Below are 18,893 nucleotides of genomic sequence, written 5' to 3'. Positions count from 1 at the left end.
GTCTGAGTATGAAGCTGATATGGCCCGAAACATCAGGGCTGCGGTTGCGACAGACAGCAATGCAAAAAATATTGCCTTGGTTGGAAACTTCCATTCTCGTCGGATTTCTGATGTTAGTGGATTGAAGGTCGTTCCAGCCGCTAGTTTATTGAGCGATCTGAAGGTCTTTTCATTCGTCTCGTCTGCCCTAGCAGGTGAAGCGTGGCAATGTCGGCAAGATGGCTGCGGAGTTCAGCAATTGACTGGGACAACAGAGCCTCCAAAGCGCGGCGTCCGCGCCTTCCCAACCAATATGTCCGGTTATGATGGCGTGTTTTCAGTCGGAACCCCATACACTTACTCAAAGCCCGCGGAGTAGTTTCATAGTTGTCTTGCCTTTCCTGACTTGGCTATCAGGAAGCAAGGCATGCAGCATTCTGGATGGCATTAGACCCGCATGGCGCTTCTATTGGTTGAAGTAAGTCGCCTGGCTGACGCTAGCTTTGCGATGTATCTGTACCTCCCGCGCTCCTTCGTCGACTCGCTTTGCTATAAACGCCTGCTCAGCGTTCTTCAGCTTCAATGGTTTGATTCCAAAGCTATTCATCCGGCCAAGGATAACCAGGGCAAGAACGCTCCAGTTCAGATTAGTCCAAATTTCAATCAGTAGGGCAAATACGTCGTTTGGGCGATTGAACACCTTCATCAAATTTGTTGCTAGGCGAGAGGTACTTTGAAGCCTTTAGAGTGAGCATACCGCCGATGAAGTCTCTTCATCAAAAGTGAATTGAGTTCGACTAGAAGGATACAATTCCCAAATTGCCTCCCTGTCAGCGGCGGTTTCAGGAAACCACAATGTCCCGAACTGAACGCCCTTTAGGCAGTTTAGAACATTGCTGCGACTTGGGATGACCATTGCTCCCCTAACAAGGGGAAGCTGGTGACGCTTTCGCATTTCCGTCAAATCATACCACCCTGAATGAACATTTAGGGACATCGCTGCAAGCTGGTGCATACCACTATCCTTACGGAGACCGTCGATGCTCGCTTTCAAGACTTTTTCCCGATCAGAATCAGCGATCTGAGAGGTTGTCATGATTTGCGCTCGAAGCTCATCTTCCGCCTCTTGTGATGCTAAGGCAGGTGCTCCGTGAAGCCCTAGAACGGAGAACTAACTGATGGAAAGCGTATTCGCGGCAGCGGCAATGTAGTTTGCGCAGCTCGACATACAAAAGCCTTCAATTTGCACATTGATACCCCACTTCCGTATATACATTCCGGCCACGATCGCCGGTGTCGTGATGCCGCCTTGCGATGTGATTTGAAGGGTGTCATTTGGACCTAAACGATGAGTCGTCAAACAAGACGGGAGTAGGTCAGTCGACCCTTCAAAAGTGAGCCACTTACTTCCACCTTGAACCCTTACTTCGCATTTGCTGTTTGAGTTTTCGAAGGCCCTTTCAAGCAGTTGCCGCAGCTCGCTTCGCCTCGAGTCAGATAGCGCCAATCTTTCGATCCTATCTTGTGACCAAGCCCGCCCCATCGAAGGAGGCCATGCAGTTATCGCAGCAAAGAGCCCGATAAGGTGCGCGGGCAAATTCCAATGACTTCTTCTCATAAAAATCCGATCAAAGGTCTTACAGGTGTCAGCGCCTAGCTCAGTCTTGAGATCGTCGCGTAAGTAGATTCGGCTGATTATCGAAGCGCATCTTTTGATCTACTCAGTCGGATGTAGCTATCTTGGACTATCATCCGCCTTTGCATCCAGCTGCCTTGGAGTATTTCTGAGCAAGGAATCCAGTCGAATTGAAATCTCGCTGTTGAAGCGTTTATCGCTTGGTTGGCTCAACTTCAAATCCTCGGAGTCTTTTGAATACTGGAGGGTGCGCGCGGTTTTTCCCGGCATTTGCCCTTTAAGTGCTTAGGCGATCCAAGTGGAGGGCCATTTGAGGTCGGCACTTACTCAAGGCCCACATGAAGCAAGGCAACCTTAACAAACGCCATGCTTTACCCAGCGTTATCGTGGCGGGGATTATTGTGAATAAGATAGAGGAGCAGTTTGGCGCGGCGCATTCGGAAGAAGTTAGCCCGGTCTCCAGACTCGCAGCACTGGAGGTTTCAGGCAGTTTCGACTTCATCGAATTTCATATTTTATGATGAATTCGTATTTTGAGTACGAATTGAGCGTTCAGAATACAAAAAATCCGAGATGAATTTGCTGGTTCGAGACTTGTCACTGAAGGGCGTCGGCAAGCGCCTTCGAGGCGCGGTGGCAAATGTTCCCCGGCACTTCGCTACTTTGCTGATCCGACCACCTCTTTGGATGGAAACATTGACATCAAGTTGTCGGCGAACGCCCGATCCCACTGATCGGGATTATGGCCATCGCTAAACCATCTTGCCACGACATCGCCTCCTGAATTCTGGATAGCACTGGTGGCTAGCTGTGAATTTACCAAAAAGGTCTCTTCATAATGACCGGCGCTAATTCGAAATTTTGACTTCATTACTGGGTTAGCGAAAGTTCCGAATTCTGGATTTGTCCCCGCGATTGACATCGGCCATGAATGCCCAAAGATGTCCGGGCGCTCAAGAGCCGCATTTAGTGCCAGAGCACCGCCTTGCGACGCGCCTGTAACCACCCAATCTATTCGTTGTTCAGACGCGGAGAACCGGTCGATCAACATTGGCCGCACCGTTTCTACCAGAAAGCTCATGTACTGTTTGAACGTACTATCAGGTCTATTGGGACTATAGTCCTGCGCTCTCGCAATATGTTGTGGGACGGCCCGAGGTGGACCTACTATGCCATCATTCCCGGCAACTACCCCAACCAAAATGACTGGCCGGATCCTCCCATCTTTCACCAATGCTTCGGAAATCGAAGCAAAGTTTTCAACATCACCGCCTTCGGAAATCACGACAGGAAAGGGATAATCTTGATCTTCGCGTGGAGGCACATAAACAACCACCGACCTCGTTTCATTGAGTTGCGGGCTAAAAACCTCATAACGCTCAATCTTACCTTTTAAGGTTTCGACTTTAGCTGGACCAGCCGGAGCGAGGTCGCCGCGGTATGTAAATGAGGTGCTGGGAGTAGGATCCAAACTTCGACTCGTTTGTTGGGAAATGGTTGCATACCGAAGCCCCTTTAGTCGAAGCCGCATCACCCAAAGATCGGTACCTTCAAACCGACGCCATACTCCATTTTGGATGCTGCAGCATGTTTCCGGCCCTTGAGAAACGCCCCGCATTCTGATGATTTCAGGATCGTCGACTGGACCACGCTGGAAGATTGTAAAGCTTTCGCCGTTAACTTTAAAAGCTATATCACGATCCTTGAGTGCGCGACGAATGTCAGTGGATGACACGTCGGTTGTTGGAAGGTTGCAGAATCCTCTCATCGCATTGAGCAGCGTCCTAGCATCGGCGGTCAGGTTGAGTGACGCTAAACGGTCTACATCAGCACACATCCTTTCCCCGGTCGGAGCCTTTGGTAACATCGCCCGCAATGCCAAGGTATCAATTTCCGGCTCTATTTGGCTTGATTGAACGGGATTGGTTCGAGGGGCCTCAACGGGTGGCTTCACTTCACGACTGGTCTGCCAGTTAGGGGGCAGCGGCTGGGATTGACCCAATCCTGCAAGGCAAACGTTTCCGAGTACGGCCAAAAAGGCGGCTAAAGACAGGGACGCTTCCAAGTCACTTCCTCGATCAAGCAAAGGCTATATTAAACTTTAAGTCGGCTGCAATTTGAACGAAGAGTCAAGCGTTGGGGGGCAAATTGGTGATTGCCTCAGTTGGTTAATACACAGTGGCCGAACGCAAAGGGCTGCTTCAGAATTGCCGTTGAACTCGTCCAACTGTTTAGTCCAAGCCCCGTGTTCGACCTGCCGGAGGCGAGGTCGAGGGGTGGGGACGGGACGCGCCCCGCGTCCCGACACCTAATGGTGCGCCGGAGCGCAATGGGCGGGTCAAGGTGGGCAGAGCCCCCTTCAAGAAGGTTGCCTTGACGCGCCCAAACGCTCTGGCACTTGGCGATGATTGGCAATGCAAGAACTTACCGCCCATATTGGCTGGTATTGGCATACAGGCGATCCAACGCCCAAGCATCAAGCGCCGTGACAAGGTAACGGACAAGCCGGGGGCCATATTTGATGAAGGGAGGGCCTTCACCGGTAACGCGCCAGCGGTTCAACGTGTGCTTGGAAATCTTTAAATGGGCGGCGGCATCTTCGACTGTAAGTAGTGTGTCGGTATTCATGGGGCTAATCCTCCATCAGGCTCGACAAGCATCGCGGAACTGCGATCTCGCCAGACCAAGAGAACTCATAAAAACCAAACTAATCCAGCATGTTCACCTAAATCGGGAAGCTCAAAAAGTACCAATGATCCACCTGATATCCACAGATGGATCGATCGGTTTCAATCTGTTCCAGCACGCACCAGCTTAACCAAGTATGCCCCGCAATATCCCATCGCTACAATGCTCGCGATTGGGGAATCTAGAGGGCCAGTAGGCACCCAACCGCCCAATCAGCTGCATAAAAATTCTGCGCCAAAGAAAAAATCAACTGATCCGAGCGGCGATCCAGTCCGATAAATCAGCACGGCGATAGCCAATAGCCCGTCCACCTAACCGAACAAAGCGAGGCCCAACACCTTCGGCTCGCCACTTCTTCAGCAAGCTCAATGACACCGAAAGAACCAATGCTGCTTCTGCGGGCCGGACGACTTCGGAGGGTAGGGTGCCGAGGCTCTTGCGCGGGACTGGTTCGACTTTGGCAGATCCGGTGGAGTGCTTGTGAAAAGCCATCGGTTTCGGAATTTGGCTGGGCCGAACAGGCAGGGCCTTCTCGGCCTTTGGCTTCTGGCCGAGCGCCAAACTCTCGCCAAACAAACCAAGCTGGCGCTGATCCACATCCGCCCTGAGCCGTTTTCCCATCAGACATCTCCGCACTTAGAGATGGGGGTGGAGCAAGTTTTGGGCCAAGTTTATGGGTCAGTGACGTGGTGTTGGTAATTACTTGCTACTATTTAATGGCTGAGATGCAATTGTTAGCGTTGGCGATATCATCCGTCCTTAGGACGGATGATATCGCCAACGTTTGAGAGAGTCAACCCACCACGGGTGGCTGGCACATCCTCTGCGCCCTTGACAATTACCATGGTGACCTATACAATATGTCCTTAGGACATATTGTATAGGTCACCGAGTTAAATGGCAGAAGTGCTTCGCCCATTTCAGCAACGAAAGCGGATGACCCTTGTCGCCGATACCCTCGCCCGCGCGCTCAATAGTCAGTCCAAGCCCGTACTTTCTAACTATGATATATTCCGGGAGTTATGGGTAATCTACAGATCTGGAAAGGTAAAATACTTACGGGGCGACACACCGAGCCGTGACCTTTTCCGGCGGACACGTATCTTATTACGCAATGAGGGGATCATTCGCCAAGATAATGACTATAACTCACATTGGCGATTGGTAGATAAGCCCGAAGCATCAGCGGAAGATATAGTTTGCTCGGTCGATCCTTTCTGCCACATTGCCCATCTATCTGCGCTCCAACGTTACGGACTTACCAATCGGCGCCCTGAACATCTAATGCTAGTGGAGCCCACGCCAGTGCTGCGGCGGAAGCTATTCCGAGAGATGATGGACCGTGACTATTGCGACGTTCCGGAATATCCTAGCATCGACATTGAGCCAGCCAAGGCTGTGATGCATCCACGAAAGGTTCGTGGTCGACCAGTCTGGATCGACACGACCAAGTTCTCATCTGATCAGGTTCAAATAAAGGGGAGTTTGTCGCGGATCGCCTCTATTGGCCAAACTTTCCTCGATACAATAGACAGTCCCGATCTCAACGGGGGAATGTCCCATGTCCTAGACATTTGGGCGGAGCATGCCAAAACCTATCTTGAAGAAATTATTGAACGCATTACTCGCGCTGAGAAGGGCATCTGCAAAGTTCGCGCAGGTTACATCTTGGAGGAGCATATCGGCATCATCGATCCGCGCGTCTCGGCATGGGCAAGCTTCGCCCAACGTGGCTCCAGTCGCGTGCTGGACCCCGGCAAGCCGTTTGCTACAACATTCTCAGAAAAGTGGATGTTGTCTCTAAATGTCTAAAAGTGTCAAAATAGGGAAACGGATAGCCGTTGATATTAGCGAGTGGATCGAAAAGGCCAAGGCCGATCCCCAGGCGCATCTAGAACGCCAGATTACTGAAATCTTCCTTGCAGCGCTGGCTATGAGCGAGCCGTTCGCAAACGAGATCTTCCTCAAGGGCGGGATTTTGATGGGAGTAGTCTATAAAAGTCCTCGCCAGACCGGAGATATAGACTTCACCGCCATCAGCGAACCTAGCAAAGAGATGGCCGAAGCGTTTAAAACCGAATTGAATCGCGCCTTTCCAAGGGCAGCGGCAATACTTGGATATCCAGACTTGGTTTGCAATGTTCAGTCTTCACGCTATGAGCCAAGCGCGAAGTTGTTCACTAAGGCAACAGGCCCACTTCTTGCACTGCGCGTCGGCTATGCAAGGCGCGGTTCTCCTCAAGAGCGGTTGTTTAACTCAGGGAATGCAACCCATGTTCTGGATGTGGACATCGCATTCCGAGAGCCGGTCAATGCTATCCAGATTGTTAGTCTAGGTAACGAGGGAATGACGGTCCGCGCATATTCGTTGCTCGACCTGATTGCGGAAAAGCTGCGTGCATTACTCCAGCAACCGAAGCGTAATCGCAACCGCCGCCAAGACATTTATGATATCGCATGCCTACTAAAACAATTTCCGTTAGATTCCGACGAACGCGCCCAACTTTTAGCGCTGCTTCACGAGAAATGCCGAGCCCGCGACATTGAGCCGACACGCGAGGCGTTAAGCCATCACGAGGTGCGAGACCGCGCTGCAAAGGACTGGAATACACTTGGTCTTGAGCTTGAAGATTTACCCGACTTCGATAGCTGCTTTGAAATCGTCGATGGCTTTTACCGCTCGTTACCGTGGCAGTGAAACCGAACCCAAATTGCTTTTGAAACACTAAAGGTATGGTTTAAGCTGTAAGTTCTCATTTCAAAGCGTTCTCAGAATACAGAGCGTGAATTCTAGGCCTAAATTACGCGCAAAGCAGACCCCCTACCTTCCCAACCCATACCCAAGGCTTAGGTCCTGCACCACCTGCACGGCACCGCCGCGCCCGAGGCTACTGAGGCTGACATTGTCACCGATATTGATCGCGCTCTCGATGGGTGTAGGGACCATGACCACGTGATTGCCCATGCCAGAGGCACGTTCCAGGAGTGCGACCCGGCCAGCGTGTAGCTCCTCAAACGATCCAACCCGCCAGCCGTCATAGACGGTGTGACCGGGGGCGGTGAGGGTGCCTCGCCCTTGCTCAGCGAGGGTTTCGCTGAACGCATTAATCTCGGCTGCTTGAAGGGCATCCTTTGCCCCGTCATGGAACGAGAAGACCCCGTCTTGATCGCAAGCCCCAAGCCCTGCCCGAACATGATCTTGCGCCCTTGAGGCAAGGGCCTGATCGATGCGACCATCACCGGTAAATAAGCGCTCCTCGCCATGACCGATCCGGTCTAGCTCCCGATCAAGCGCGGTAAAAGCCGTTGCCTCTAATTGCTCTTCGAGCGGGTGATAGGAAAGACGAGAGAGTTGGCCTGCCTCATCGACATGAACCCATGATCCCTTTTGAAGATGATCGACCAAGGGCGACTTGGTGTTGACCATGGTTTTGGTCTTGTTGCCGGTATCAAGGATCAGGACAGTATTGCCGCTGGAGCGATGCTCAAGGCCGACAACCTCACCAACCACTTCCTCACCCCGTTCATGAAGTTTGGTCGTGTTACGCGTCTTGGTGATATCGACGCGTGACCTCTCCGCTAACGTCTCAGTCCAGCCATCTTTGAACGCCATCACATTGCGGCGCACCTCTGTGGCAAGACCGCGTGCCTCCAGCTCGCGCGTCCGAGCACGAAGCGCATTGCCCCAGATGGCTTGATCAGGATCTCGCCCGCCCAGATCTTGGAGGCGAACCTCTCCCCGTCCATCAAGCTCTGCCGCAAGGGCCTTATCCAGACGACTAAACCCCTTGGCATGGATATCCCGGTCAAGGGCCATACGCTCATCGAAGATCGAGCGCTCTCCAAGTTCTGCCGTCGCGCGTTCCCGTGCCTGATGGCGAAGACCATGAGCGAGATAATCGCGGGGGATACGTAACTCATGACCTTCACGGGTTCTGCCTCGTAAGATGACATGGGCGTGGGGATTATCCGTATTCCAATGATTGATTGCGACCCATTCTGTCCCAACACCGAGGTCGCTTTCCATCTGGCCCATCACATCCCGCACATATTCCTGAAGATCTTCCATGCGCGAAGCACTCTCTGGCGCGATCATAATCCGGAAGTGGCGCGGGTCTTCCTGGGTCCAGTCATCAAGCTCGCGGGACAGGCCCTCAACCTTATCCCGATAAGCATCATAGAACTGTCCCTGCTCGTCCTCACGCGCTGCCCCGTCCCGACCAAGATAAGCAGCATGGGCTGCAAGCTTCGCACTACCCGCGCGATGAGCCGAGAAGGACACCTTGATCACAACGCGTTGGCGTCTGTCCGAGCTAAACCCTCCACCAACCCGAGCGCCACCCCGGAACGAAACACCTGCCCCACCAATCGCTTTACTCAAGCGGGCACCCAAGGCCCCAGACCGTGCATCCCCGCGACGCCCGACAGCAAGGCGGATGTTCAACTCCTCAGATCCGCGCTCTGCCATGCTTGGGCTCCTGAATGACCATGCGTTGTCACGCCATGTGACACACAAGGAAGTTGTGACTTGCCACCAACAACTTCCATAAAACATAGCACATACAGGCCCTTGAGCAAGTGAAAACTTGCTCTTTATCTTGCTGTATTCAAATATTCGTGCTTATATTGGTCGTAACTTCAAATGGATACAAGCTATGATAAAGCATTATACTACAATACAATCTGTGTGTAGAAGTTTCTGGCTGCAAATTCTACATGGCGACAACTCGGGCTGGGGCCAAAGTCTTGTCTGGTTGCTCAAATCGAGCGCCATTATGTTGGTCTGGCTTGAGTTCCTCACACTTTTTGCAGCTTGGCCCGGAACAGTTCCGCATGAGGACTTGGGACCAGTGTGGCTGAACCTTCTGGGCATAGAGTTTCGGGCACCTTGGGCGGGCATCGCCTATGTCTTTGCACCCGACGGGCGGACAGGTGGCTGGCTTCTGCTAATGCGCATATGCGGCGTAATCCTGACCCTGCCGGGGATAGGGCTAGCCCTTCTCTTCGCGGGGCCTTTGCCCAAATGGCCAAAGAAGCGCGACCGCTATGCCTACGGTGGGCATTTGCTCGATCAGGCTCGGTCATCAGGGGTCATTGTGGGTCACGCGAAAGCCTTACCTTGGCAGAAGATGCCAGACCTTGTCAGGCTTGGTCCGTCTACGGACATTCTGGTTCTTGGCTCGGGGCCGATGGCAACAGGCGTGTTCCAAGCAGCGCTAAAAAGCTTTGATGGCGCGATCCTGCGCTTTGGTAAGGAAAGGCTCTTGGGGGGCCTGATTGATGACCGTGAGGTCTTGCGCGTGGCTGAAGGCGCTATCGCCAACTTCCCGCTTGATCCGTTGCGGCAGGTCCGTACCGGAGTTCTGGCATGGGGGGATGTCTGGGCGATGCTGTCGCCGTGTGGCTTCACAGAGCGCCAGCGACTTTTAGCAACGGCCCTTCTGGTTCATGGGCTTGAGACAGCTCCACCCTATGAGCGGACCTTTGTCGGGGTAATGGCAAAGCTTCCTAGCCCCGATCAGCTCTATGCGCGTCTCCATGGTTGGCTAGCCGGGACAGAGATCTTGAAGCCTGCCGCCTATGATCAAGTGACAGCCTTGCTCGCCTTCTGGGCACAGTCTCAAGAGCAAGTGGCTGGGGATCTAGCGCTCATCCCCGAGCGCTTGTGGACCACGCAGAAGGGGTGGAGCTTTAATCTGGGCTGGGCAACCCTGCCTACACTGGCCAACATCTGTGAGTATGGCCCTCGCGTTCTCTCCATCGAGATTAGGTCTCGGAACAAGCGGGACGACCTAGACCCTGTGAGTCTGCCCATGATGCATGCGATCACGCAGCTTCGTATCTTGTTCCGCGAAGCCCTGACGTCTGGCAATCGCCCTATGTTGATCGCCCTAGAGCCTGACATGCCCGATGATCTGGCTTGGATGATCAAGGCGGTCCATGCTGATCTCAAGCGAAGCGGGGTATCTTTCCTCGTGCACGCGAGAGCGCCAAGGGACATTCGTGCTGCCTTCAAGCTGGGTGTCCAAGAACCCATGTGCTCCGTCTTCGATACCGTCATCATGACAGAGCCTGACTACATGACCTTTATCGAGGTGGTGGATAATCGCGCGATCTCAAGCGAAGGGGTGAGGCATGTTCGTCTTGGTGAGATCCTGATCGCCGAAGCTGGTCGTCAGCCGGTTCGGTTGCACCCGGCTGAGCCCGATATGCTTGCGATGGCTTCCTATACCCCGACCGAGCCAGTCCAAAGGCCAGAGCCTTGGAGTGAGCCTGCGGTCACCTATCCGCTGGGCGCAAGTCTGCCCAAGCAGGTGGTGGTGAAGATACCCAAGCAGAAGGTGACAAAGCGACAGGAGATAGTGCCTGTCGCTGTGAGCCCGAACGCACCACCCAAAGCGTCAAAGTCCGAGCCGCTGGTGACCAAGGATGATCTCACTTCGGGGACAGCGCGGCTGAAGCGCGCGTTGGCGAAGCGCACTGGTGGCACGTCCTCTAATCAAGCTCGCCTGATTTGAGGGCACACCCATGACCACACGCAAACAACTCACCCTCCACCTCGATGACACCACAGCCCGCGCACTTGACCACGAAGCCAAGCTGCGCGGCCTTACCCTCTCACGCGCCGCCAATGACGCTCTCAAGCGCGTCCTCATCCATGACCGAGCTGACGCCATCGCCGATACCATCAAGGCGCGGCTTGATCGATTGGATCAGCGCGATCTGGCGCGGGGGCGGGAGTTGGCTATCCAGCGCGAAACCCTCCTCGCGTTCGTCCGCGTCTGGTTCGCCTATGCAGGGCCACTCGAGCGCAACGATGACGATGATCAGGCAGAGGCGTTGTTTGATGCGTTTCTTGATGAAGTCGCGCGTGGGGTGCAGGGGTGAGGCCTTGGATGTCGGAGAATTATGGTCAGTTTCCCCCCGGGCGTCGCCAGTAATGGTATGGTCGGGGTCTTCCTAGAACGAGAGTTTTCTTGCCGAAGCCATAGCCTTCTGAGAACTTGGTCTGGTGTATGAAACTGAAGTTTCCAAGGCCTAGTGCTTCGCGCCCATACATTCGCTTTAGGGCAATCCGCTGCGGGCAAGCCAATTATCATACAGAGCTCGCCGCCAGCTTTTCCAGTTGGGTGCCAACATCAGCCCTTGAAGGCTGTTATCTCTATTTCAAACTTCAGCTCGGGATAGGCGAGACCGGCAACCTCTAGATATGTTGCAGCGGGACGAATTTCGCGGAAATGCTTGCCAAATAGCGGTGCTAATCGGTCGTGTATGCCAGCTTCCGTCACATAATAGGTAACTCGAACAGTGTCTGCGAGGTCGAAGCCCGCTTCATCCAATGCACGCTTGACCGTTTTGAAGGCATTAGCGATTTGAATCTCAATATCGCCGGGTATTTCCTTTGTCTCAGGATCAGAACCGGTGGTGCCTGCGAGGAAGCACCAAGGCCCAACTACAACGGCGCGGCTATAGCCTGCAATTTCCTCAAGTGCTCCCCCAAAGGAGATATTCCGCCGCATAGTTCTCATTTTTCCCTACCGAACAATTAACTCAAGCGGCTCGATCGCGAGCCTTAAGACTTTGGAGATATACCTAATCTTACTCATACTTCTCGGCAAAAGCCAGGGCAAAGTAAAGACAGCGAGAAGGGCTCATGAGGCTCACTTGAGTATGCCGCTTTGAGCGTTTCCAAGCAATATTTCAGTTTTTTCAAGAGAGGCGATTAGGCCAATCACAATTCAGATGGCTGCTTCATTTTGGCACTCGCGCTTGGATGCTGCTTGGTCCGCGCTCGTTCAACTGTTAGCGTCTTCGAACAGGTCCCCTTGCTTTTTCAACCAGCTTCGCAGCGCTGCGACTTTAGGGGACGTCGCCGCACTTGGCAGGCTAACGAGGTGCCATCCTTGGTTGAGTTGCATCGTCGGCAACACGAATGGCCGAACAAGTAGCCGGGTGCGTAGATCATGATCAACTAGTACACTACGGCAAAGACCCAGGCCTTGACCGGCGATCACAGCCTGAATCACGGCCGCGGACGAATTGATCCGCAGTCCCCTTTCTGCATCCACGCCTCTCGCGCCAGCGGCAGATAACCAGTCAGACCAGCTGGGGAACTCTCCGCCGCTCGCTGAGACACTGGTGTCGTGGATTAGATCATATCCCCGAAGATCATCAGCGGTCCGGAGCGGTGGCCCGTTAGTGAGGAGTGCAGGGCTGCAGACAGGAAACACTTCTTCATTCAGCAGCTTTTCAGAGACCATTCCAGGCCAGTCGCCATCGCCATAGCGGACCGCAAGGTCGACTCCAGCTTTTGCCAGATCAATGAGACGCTCACTTACGTCGAGCCTTAGCTCAAGCTCAGGATGCGCGGCCTGAAAATCGTCGATGCGCGGGAGCAACCACTTGCTAACGAAAGCGGGTGTAGCTGTGATTGTCAGCCTACTGCTTGGGTTATTCTCACTTAGGCGATGCAATGCAGCAGCAACCCGGTCGAAACCGGCTTGAAGATCGGGCAGCGCCTCGTTCGCACGCTCCGTCAGCGTGAGACGGGTGGGCCCAGCGTTTGAACGGTGAAACAGAGTTAACCCAAGCCAATCCTCAAGAACTCGAACCTGTTGGCCGACGGCTGCGGGCGTTACGTTTAGCTCGCGGGCCGCTGCAACATAGCTGCCATTGCGTGCAGCGGCCTCAAATGCCTTCAATGCGTTTAGATAAGCTAGACCGCGCATTGTCACCCAAAAAGAAATTCTTGTGCGCTAGCATACAACTTCTCATTTGCTGAGCAAGAGTGTCGCTGGCATCAGGACCGCCGTGGCGGGGATGATCGCCAAGTAGGAGACCAGACGATGCATGCACAAATCATTACTTACAAGCTCAACGGCATATCGAACGCTGAGTACGCCGCCCGTATGGTCGAGCCGGACGCACCAATTCTAGCCGAGGTGGCAGCTCTACATTCGAAGGTATGGCTAGCTAACCCCGAAACAAATACGTTTGGCGGTTTCTATCTTTGGCATTCGCGCGCAGATATGGAGGCTTTCATGGCCTCTGAGTTAGTGGCAAAAGTCGTTTCCCGCCCGTTCTTGAGCGATATTGAAGTTCAGGATTTTGAGGTGCCCGAGGCACCGAGCAGAATCACACGCGGCCTTGCGGCTGACTGACAGGGAATCCGCCCTATGGTCTAGGGCTGAAACTTCATCGACATTCGAATCAAGGAAGAGCAAATGACATCTCAACTCGAAGGTAGGACCGTGTTGGTCGTAGGAGGCAGTAGCGGCATCGGCTTCGCAACGGCTCAACTATGTGCCATGCAAGGAGCCAGCGTTGTAATTGCGGGGCGGCGCGGCGGGAAACTCAATGACGCGCGTAACATGCTTTCGCGGCACGGCGATGTAGTCTCGTGGCAGGTAGACTTAAGATCCCACTCCGAAGTGCAAACTTTCGCAGATCGGATCGCGGAGGAATTGCCAAATGTGGACGGGCTGGTTAACGCGGCTGGCGTTTTCAACCCTAAGCCCTTTCTTGAGCATACCGGCGAGGACTATGATGGATACCTTGACCTGAACCGCGGCTTATTCTTCGTTACACAGCAGGTCGCGCGCAATATGTCTGATTCCGGCAATGGCGGCTCCATTGTCAACATCGGCTCGTTCGGGGGACAACAGGCAACGTTGGCCACACCTTACTCCGCGTACGCTATGCAAAAGGCTGGGCTCCACGTTCTCACAAAAGTACTTGCGCTGGAACTGGCGGGAACGAATATCAGGGTGAACACAGTATCTCCGGGCATCGTCGAGACTTCAATCTATGAAGCCTTCATGGAGAAGGAAGAGATTCACGCGAACTTGCAAGGGTTGAACGGGTTCCACCCAATCGGACGCGTTGGCCAGCCGCTCGATGTAGCTCAAACTGTTTGCTTCTTGCTTTCGCCGGCGACCGCGTGGGTGACCGGCGCGAATTGGGATGTGGACGGCGGGATCATGGCGGGCCGCAACTGAGCGCCTCAATTACTTCAAGAACTAGGAGACAATTATGATGCAGGATTGGTCAGTATACCGGAAGCAATTGGCAAGCCGGGTTGGCGAGATTGCGAAGCTCAGCCCCGACACATTACGAGGTGAGCAATTATTGGCTGGTGCCGGCCAAAAAGCGGATCACCTCGGAGCGAAGACAAGAGAGTTAATCGCGCTGGCTGTCGCCGTGACGACCAGATGCGACGGCTGCATCGCTTTTCATGCGGAGGCGGCCGTGAAGCACGGTGCCACGAGGGAGGAAGTCGCCGAAGCGTTAGGTGTGGCGGTAGCACTCAATGCCGGGGCAGCTCTTGTGTATTCTGCTCGGGCCTTGGACGCAGTTGAAGCAAGTTATGTCGCCTAGAGTTGAGCTTTAAGCTGCCATTTGGAGCAGAACTATGGGCAAGCGGGTAAGTTAGTGCAGAACTTAGATGCGGACACGCATTCTAAGTTGCGAGTTTCACTGTGTACTCGGTGGTCCTGAAGTTTAGCCTCTGGGTGAATATCCTAGTGCGCTAAGAGTCAAGAATGTCTCCATATTCTGACTTTTGCCTCGACCGTGCTCGATTGAGGGGTTGGCGAGACAACTTATTACGAATGCAAAGGTCGCGCTCATGGAATGTGAGGAAGTGAGTCGAACGGCTAAAGTCTACTTGGAAATCGACCCTAGGTCCCGGGGCGCCGTTGGCTACACAGCATCGGCGACCGGGGGCGGGTAGAGATTTTGTGCCGATCAGATTTCCGATTGGCTTTGTAGTCCCGTGAACCAAGTTGCCGCATGAACGTCACGCCCCAGATGTCCTGTCGGACAAGAGCCGTTCGGTGGACGCTTCTGCGGATTGGGTCCTTAGGCAAGGCATGGCCCAGCAGCTACCCTCCGGGGGCAAGTAAACAGCGTGGCGGGTGTCGGGCAAAAGCTAAGTTGGCATGATGCAGCAAGCTATCGCTAGTTCGGGCCTTCGCTGACGGGAAACGGCCAAGCTTGGGGCATCAACCCACTGCGCAAGCGCTAAAAAAGAGCGGTCCCCGAAGCTCGATACGCTTCTGCCCTGACCCTTAGTTCTTGCAGCCTACTTGTTGAAAGCCGCGCATTTCCGCGCTGACTGTCCAAAAAGGCGGGTAGCCGCCCTCAAGATATGTTCCTGGCTCGCAACCGCTGATTTGCGCCTAACATTTCGGCCCGTCGCCAACCGCCCAACATCTGCAGCCATCAATTTCCAAATTTGGCGTTTGGTTTACTTCACGCCGATTTTTTCAGTTAACAGTGCTGATTGAATTTTTCTTTAGCGGACAACGGTCGGCCTTTTGAGATATGCCTGTGGGTTTATGACCCACCGTGGCAGATCGCAGCTTTGGTTGAAATGAAAAGAAAACTTGGTTCGGACGACTATTTGGAAATTCAAAAATGAAGCTGCTTTAACCATAATTCCAGACATTTATTGGCGCTATTTGCCAAAGTGGTGCTGAGAGAGGCATTTTCATCGCGTAAAGCACATACGTCGAGTTCTGCGACCGATAGTTCAAAAGCATGTCCAATCAACCATCGCTCGAAGCCGGGACCACCGGCTTCGGGATGAAACTGTACCGCCAGCACATTGGGGCCATACGAAAAGGCTTGGTTCGAGCAAATCTCTGTCGACGCCAAAAGTGTTGCGCCTTTTGGTAAATCAAAGGTGTCGCCGTGCCAATGCAAAACTGGGCTCTCGGCAAATTGGGCTAGGCAGCTCGCCTTACCATTCTCCGTCAAAATGATTGAGGCAAACCCTATCTCTTTGGCGGGGGCCGGATAAACACGCTCGCCCAAGGCTCGTGCTATCAATTGCGCGCCAAGACATATGCCAAGTGTTGGCTTGGATCGGGCCAGTCTCTCATGTAAAATCCCCACTATTTCGCTCAAATGCGGATAAATGTCATCCTCATAGGCACCAATGGGGCCACCGAGCACGATTAGGAGGTCAGCGCTTTGACCGTCAGCCAGACAGTCGACTCCGACGTCAAGGTAGCGAGTATTGTAGCCAAACGCGCCCAGAACTGGAGCGAAGGCACCAAGGTCTTCAAATCCCAAGTGGCGGATTGCGATCGCGGTCTTGCTCGGCATCGTTACTTTACTCCGTGGGGACCGCACACCCTGCGTCGTCGCAGTTGCTTTGGCCCGTCTCATATAACCGCTCATGAGGTTCAAGAATTAGAGACATAATTTCAGCCCCCAACACAAGGTCAGCTTCAAATCCGAACTTTTGTTTGCGCAAATTGCCGCGTCGATCAATCAGGATTGTGGTTGGTGTACCTTGTAGCCCATAGCTAGCCATGGTTTGCGGAAGCCGACCCGACGCATCGGGGGAATCGATGCCGACGGGAAAGTCAATTTTATACTCGTGCAAGAAAGCGGCTAGTGTCTCTTTGCTACCTTGGGCGTTATGATTTTCGAACACGCTGTGAAGGCCGATGACGGCAATGTCGGCGGGATTAAATGCTTGTGCAACTCGCATTGCTTGGGGCAGGGCGTGGCTTACACACCCGGGACAAAGCATCTGAAACACATCGAGCAGAACAACTTTGCCAAGCAAGCTTTCTTGGGTGATGGGGTTCCTTGTATTCAGCCAGTGCGAGATTTGCCATGGTTTGGCTAGTACGAGGCGCATGGGTATAAACTCCTATGAACGCAAAGATCCGCAGCGACGCATAACTGGCATCGCTGCGGTTTTGATTTTAGCGATTTACTTTGCCCGGCAATGACAAATTGCCTGACGCCACATCAAACACGTTTACGACGCACAAGAGCGGCGCATGAGCGCTAGCATTGACGCGCAAGCCAGCTGTCACGCCGTCAAAGCCGGCGGCTTCGACAACGGATATGTCATCGAATGGTACGCGAACTTCCACGGTGTCTTGACTGATGGACGGCTGCCAACCCGGGCTATCAATCAGAATCGGTGCACCAGGCCAAGTACGGGGTAAGCGGGGCTTTGTTCCAGCGGGAATATCTATGACCTTCAAGGCACCGGGTCCGCAGACTTCATCAGGTCCTAAAACCACCCAATGCATATGCCACAAACCGCCATCATTGCCTAAGTTACCATCGCGATTTTCGTCAAACAACGGGGTGTCATCAAAGTCAGGATGTGATGTCACTGCCAGTGCTAAAATGCCGCGATCACCCTCAAAGCCGACTTCAGCCGGATTTATAGTTGTGGGCCAAACGTAAGAGAAGACCTTGCTGCCGGCAAACTTCCCTGTTGAGGTCGGCTTCACGCTTCCTGCGCGGCCTGTGACTGCCATGTGGAAGATTGCAACATTGCCTTCGGTTTTGATTTTGGCATGGACGATGTCAAATGGAGCCAAAGCTTCACGGGTGATAGGAGCCGTTATGCCGCCGGTGTGTACATGGTTTGCATGACTATTGGATTGGGGCTGTGGCTGGGCCTGCGGGCGCGTATGGGCGTTTGCGTTAGTGGCGCACAGGCCAACCAACAGCGCCGCTGATAAAATTGAGGCGCGCATAATCAGCTACCTTTTACCTCAGCCATTGAGGCACCAAAATTGATGTGAAACGGTGTGCCGTGAATCACAAAGGCAGGCACAGACACCACGCCAGCCGCTTCAGCTTCGCCAATACGCGCCGGACTCTCGGCGAAATTGACGACCTCGACGTCAAAACGGGCTGGATCAAGTGAACCCGCGAAAGCCTGTTCTGCGCTAACGCAGACTGTGCAGCCCGCATGATAAAAAATTGCTTTGGTTTTCATGATGCTTCTCCATTGATTGATATTAGTATCGAGTCGATACATTTATCTAGCCGCGTGCAGGGCGCTTGTCAATATGGTATTTGGTCGATACAATATCAGAATGACAGTAAGCCGCGACATCGACATTCTGAGCCGCTTTGCACGCATTATTGCTGCGGAGGGTTATACTCATGGCTTGCAACCCGTTCAGTGGCAGGCTCTGCGGTTCCTCGATACGGCCAACCGTTTCTCGCGCACCGCCAAGGGTTTGACCGCGTGGCTGGGGCAGACGAAGGGCAGTGTCTCACAAACCCTTATCGCGCTGGAATCGAAGGGCTTGATTGAGCGCGAAATCGATTGTGATGATGCGCGCGTCTTGCGTCTCAATCTGACCAGAACGGGTCGCGCCTTACTGGCGGATTCACAAACAGGTTTGCCAGAGCGAATGCTGAGCCATTTATCAAGTGGCGAGCACGCACAATTTATAATTTTTGTTCAAACCATGCTGCTGGCTGAGTTGCACAAAAGCGGCGGCACCCCTTTTGGTCTCTGCCGCGATTGCCGCCATTTTATAAGTGATAGCAATGGGCGACACCATTGCGCGTTACTCCAAGTTCAACTCAATGATCTCGACGCTGAAATGATCTGCATCGAACAAGAATCGTCTCTGGTTGACGCTTGATCGCAGGCCGCCCACTTGCCTTAAGCTCGAGAAATCTGCTTCCCCCTTTTCGCCATCTGAGACATTCTGACTTTGGATAAAGCTGGCCGTTTGCCCGCTTGTTGCGGGTCAGAAGGTGGCCGGCGATTAATTCGGCCATATTGAACACGCCGTGGCAGGCAACCGCCCCG

20 protein-coding genes are annotated in these 18,893 nt (G+C 53.5%); 10 read left to right on the top strand and 10 right to left on the bottom strand.

The features are described 5' to 3' along the window. Together ACOVRA_RS10490 and ACOVRA_RS10485 are read left to right on the top strand one after the other, a co-directional pair. Positions 1-358: hypothetical protein (locus ACOVRA_RS10490; protein ID WP_421720251.1), on the top strand; the 358-nt coding region annotated here is incomplete at its 5' end. A 1,595-nt stretch (positions 359-1,953) separates the two neighbouring features. After that, positions 1,954-2,136: a hypothetical protein gene (locus tag ACOVRA_RS10485; protein ID WP_421720250.1), complete on the top strand. Its 183-nt coding sequence runs from the start codon at positions 1,954-1,956 to the stop codon at positions 2,134-2,136. A 137-nt stretch (positions 2,137-2,273) separates the two neighbouring features. Here ACOVRA_RS10485 and ACOVRA_RS10480 read toward each other — a convergent pair whose 3' ends face one another. From ACOVRA_RS10480 to ACOVRA_RS10470, 3 genes are all read right to left on the bottom strand, one after another. Continuing rightward, the gene (locus ACOVRA_RS10480) at positions 2,274-3,680 is read right to left on the bottom strand and encodes an alpha/beta hydrolase (protein ID WP_421720249.1); all 1,407 of its coding nucleotides are present in this window, start codon (positions 3,678-3,680) and stop codon (positions 2,274-2,276) included. Between the two features lie 359 nt (positions 3,681-4,039). Then, positions 4,040-4,243, bottom strand: coding sequence for a helix-turn-helix transcriptional regulator (locus tag ACOVRA_RS10475; protein ID WP_290813094.1), 204 nt, complete (start codon positions 4,241-4,243; stop codon positions 4,040-4,042). Positions 4,244-4,549: 306 nt separating this feature from the next. Further along, entirely contained in the window at positions 4,550-4,924 is a 375-nt protein-coding gene (locus ACOVRA_RS10470; RefSeq protein WP_421720248.1) for a helix-turn-helix transcriptional regulator, read from the bottom strand. Positions 4,925-5,200: 276 nt separating this feature from the next. On the opposite strand from ACOVRA_RS10470, the gene ACOVRA_RS10465 reads away from it, so the two are divergent. Next, entirely contained in the window at positions 5,201-6,115 is a 915-nt protein-coding gene (locus tag ACOVRA_RS10465; RefSeq protein WP_421720247.1) for a hypothetical protein, read from the top strand. After that, on the top strand, positions 6,108-7,001 hold the full coding sequence (locus ACOVRA_RS10460; RefSeq protein ID WP_421720246.1) for a nucleotidyl transferase AbiEii/AbiGii toxin family protein: 894 nt from the start codon (positions 6,108-6,110) through the stop codon (positions 6,999-7,001). The genes ACOVRA_RS10465 and ACOVRA_RS10460 overlap by 8 nt, the downstream gene beginning before the upstream one ends. Before the next feature lie 123 nt (positions 7,002-7,124). On the opposite strand, the gene ACOVRA_RS10455 is transcribed toward ACOVRA_RS10460, so the two are convergent. Further along, positions 7,125-8,771 (bottom strand): hypothetical protein, encoded by a 1,647-nt coding sequence (locus tag ACOVRA_RS10455; protein ID WP_421720245.1) that lies wholly within the window; start codon positions 8,769-8,771, stop codon positions 7,125-7,127. Between the two features lie 307 nt (positions 8,772-9,078). Here ACOVRA_RS10455 and ACOVRA_RS10450 point away from each other — a divergent pair, with 307 nt between their 5' ends. Further along, positions 9,079-10,821 carry a hypothetical protein gene (locus ACOVRA_RS10450; protein WP_421720244.1) on the top strand — a complete coding sequence of 581 codons (1,743 nt, stop codon included), beginning with the start codon at positions 9,079-9,081 and terminating at the stop codon, positions 10,819-10,821. A 10-nt stretch (positions 10,822-10,831) separates the two neighbouring features. Next, positions 10,832-11,191 (top strand): hypothetical protein, encoded by a 360-nt coding sequence (locus ACOVRA_RS10445; protein WP_421720243.1) that lies wholly within the window; start codon positions 10,832-10,834, stop codon positions 11,189-11,191. A gap of 251 nt (positions 11,192-11,442) precedes the next feature. Here the strand turns inward: ACOVRA_RS10445 and ACOVRA_RS10440 are convergent, their stop codons facing one another. Together ACOVRA_RS10440 and ACOVRA_RS10435 are read right to left on the bottom strand one after the other, a co-directional pair. Then, on the bottom strand, positions 11,443-11,823 hold the full coding sequence (locus ACOVRA_RS10440; protein ID WP_421720242.1) for a RidA family protein: 381 nt from the start codon (positions 11,821-11,823) through the stop codon (positions 11,443-11,445). A gap of 276 nt (positions 11,824-12,099) precedes the next feature. Continuing rightward, the gene (locus ACOVRA_RS10435) at positions 12,100-13,032 is read right to left on the bottom strand and encodes a LysR substrate-binding domain-containing protein (RefSeq protein WP_421720241.1); all 933 of its coding nucleotides are present in this window, start codon (positions 13,030-13,032) and stop codon (positions 12,100-12,102) included. A gap of 117 nt (positions 13,033-13,149) precedes the next feature. On the opposite strand from ACOVRA_RS10435, the gene ACOVRA_RS10430 reads away from it, so the two are divergent. The 3 genes from ACOVRA_RS10430 (at position 13,150) to ACOVRA_RS10420 (ending at position 14,680) form a co-directional block, all read left to right on the top strand. Then, positions 13,150-13,464 (top strand): YdhR family protein, encoded by a 315-nt coding sequence (locus tag ACOVRA_RS10430; RefSeq protein ID WP_421720240.1) that lies wholly within the window; start codon positions 13,150-13,152, stop codon positions 13,462-13,464. Between the two features lie 63 nt (positions 13,465-13,527). After that, positions 13,528-14,301, top strand: coding sequence for an SDR family NAD(P)-dependent oxidoreductase (locus ACOVRA_RS10425; protein ID WP_421720239.1), 774 nt, complete (start codon positions 13,528-13,530; stop codon positions 14,299-14,301). Positions 14,302-14,338: 37 nt separating this feature from the next. Next, positions 14,339-14,680 carry a carboxymuconolactone decarboxylase family protein gene (locus tag ACOVRA_RS10420; RefSeq protein ID WP_421720252.1) on the top strand — a complete coding sequence of 114 codons (342 nt, stop codon included), beginning with the start codon at positions 14,339-14,341 and terminating at the stop codon, positions 14,678-14,680. Between the two features lie 1,035 nt (positions 14,681-15,715). Here the strand turns inward: ACOVRA_RS10420 and ACOVRA_RS10415 are convergent. The 4 genes from ACOVRA_RS10415 to ACOVRA_RS10400 all read right to left on the bottom strand — a co-directional run bounded on the left by ACOVRA_RS10415 (position 15,716) and on the right by ACOVRA_RS10400 (position 18,062). Then, positions 15,716-16,414, bottom strand: coding sequence for a glutamine amidotransferase (locus ACOVRA_RS10415; protein ID WP_421720238.1), 699 nt, complete (start codon positions 16,412-16,414; stop codon positions 15,716-15,718). 7 nt (positions 16,415-16,421) lie between these two features. Beyond that, positions 16,422-16,958, bottom strand: coding sequence for a TlpA disulfide reductase family protein (locus ACOVRA_RS10410; RefSeq protein ID WP_421720237.1), 537 nt, complete (start codon positions 16,956-16,958; stop codon positions 16,422-16,424). A gap of 67 nt (positions 16,959-17,025) precedes the next feature. Continuing rightward, positions 17,026-17,817, bottom strand: a complete 792-nt coding sequence (locus tag ACOVRA_RS10405; RefSeq protein ID WP_421720236.1) for a hypothetical protein — start codon at positions 17,815-17,817, stop codon at positions 17,026-17,028. Between the two features lie 2 nt (positions 17,818-17,819). After that, a complete protein-coding gene (locus ACOVRA_RS10400) occupies positions 17,820-18,062 on the bottom strand; it encodes a thioredoxin (protein ID WP_346383710.1) in 243 nt (80 codons plus the stop codon). A gap of 100 nt (positions 18,063-18,162) precedes the next feature. Here ACOVRA_RS10400 and ACOVRA_RS10395 point away from each other — a divergent pair, with 100 nt between their 5' ends. Continuing rightward, positions 18,163-18,723, top strand: coding sequence for a MarR family winged helix-turn-helix transcriptional regulator (locus ACOVRA_RS10395; protein WP_346383709.1), 561 nt, complete (start codon positions 18,163-18,165; stop codon positions 18,721-18,723). Positions 18,724-18,893 lie beyond the last annotated feature (170 nt).

Origin of the sequence: Aquidulcibacter sp., from assembly GCF_049239865.1 — a bacterium.
In the GTDB taxonomy this organism is placed as follows: domain Bacteria; phylum Pseudomonadota; class Alphaproteobacteria; order Caulobacterales; family Aquidulcibacteraceae; genus Aquidulcibacter.
Note: the sequence above shows the minus strand (reverse complement) of the source record. Positions and strands in the feature narration are given on the sequence as shown.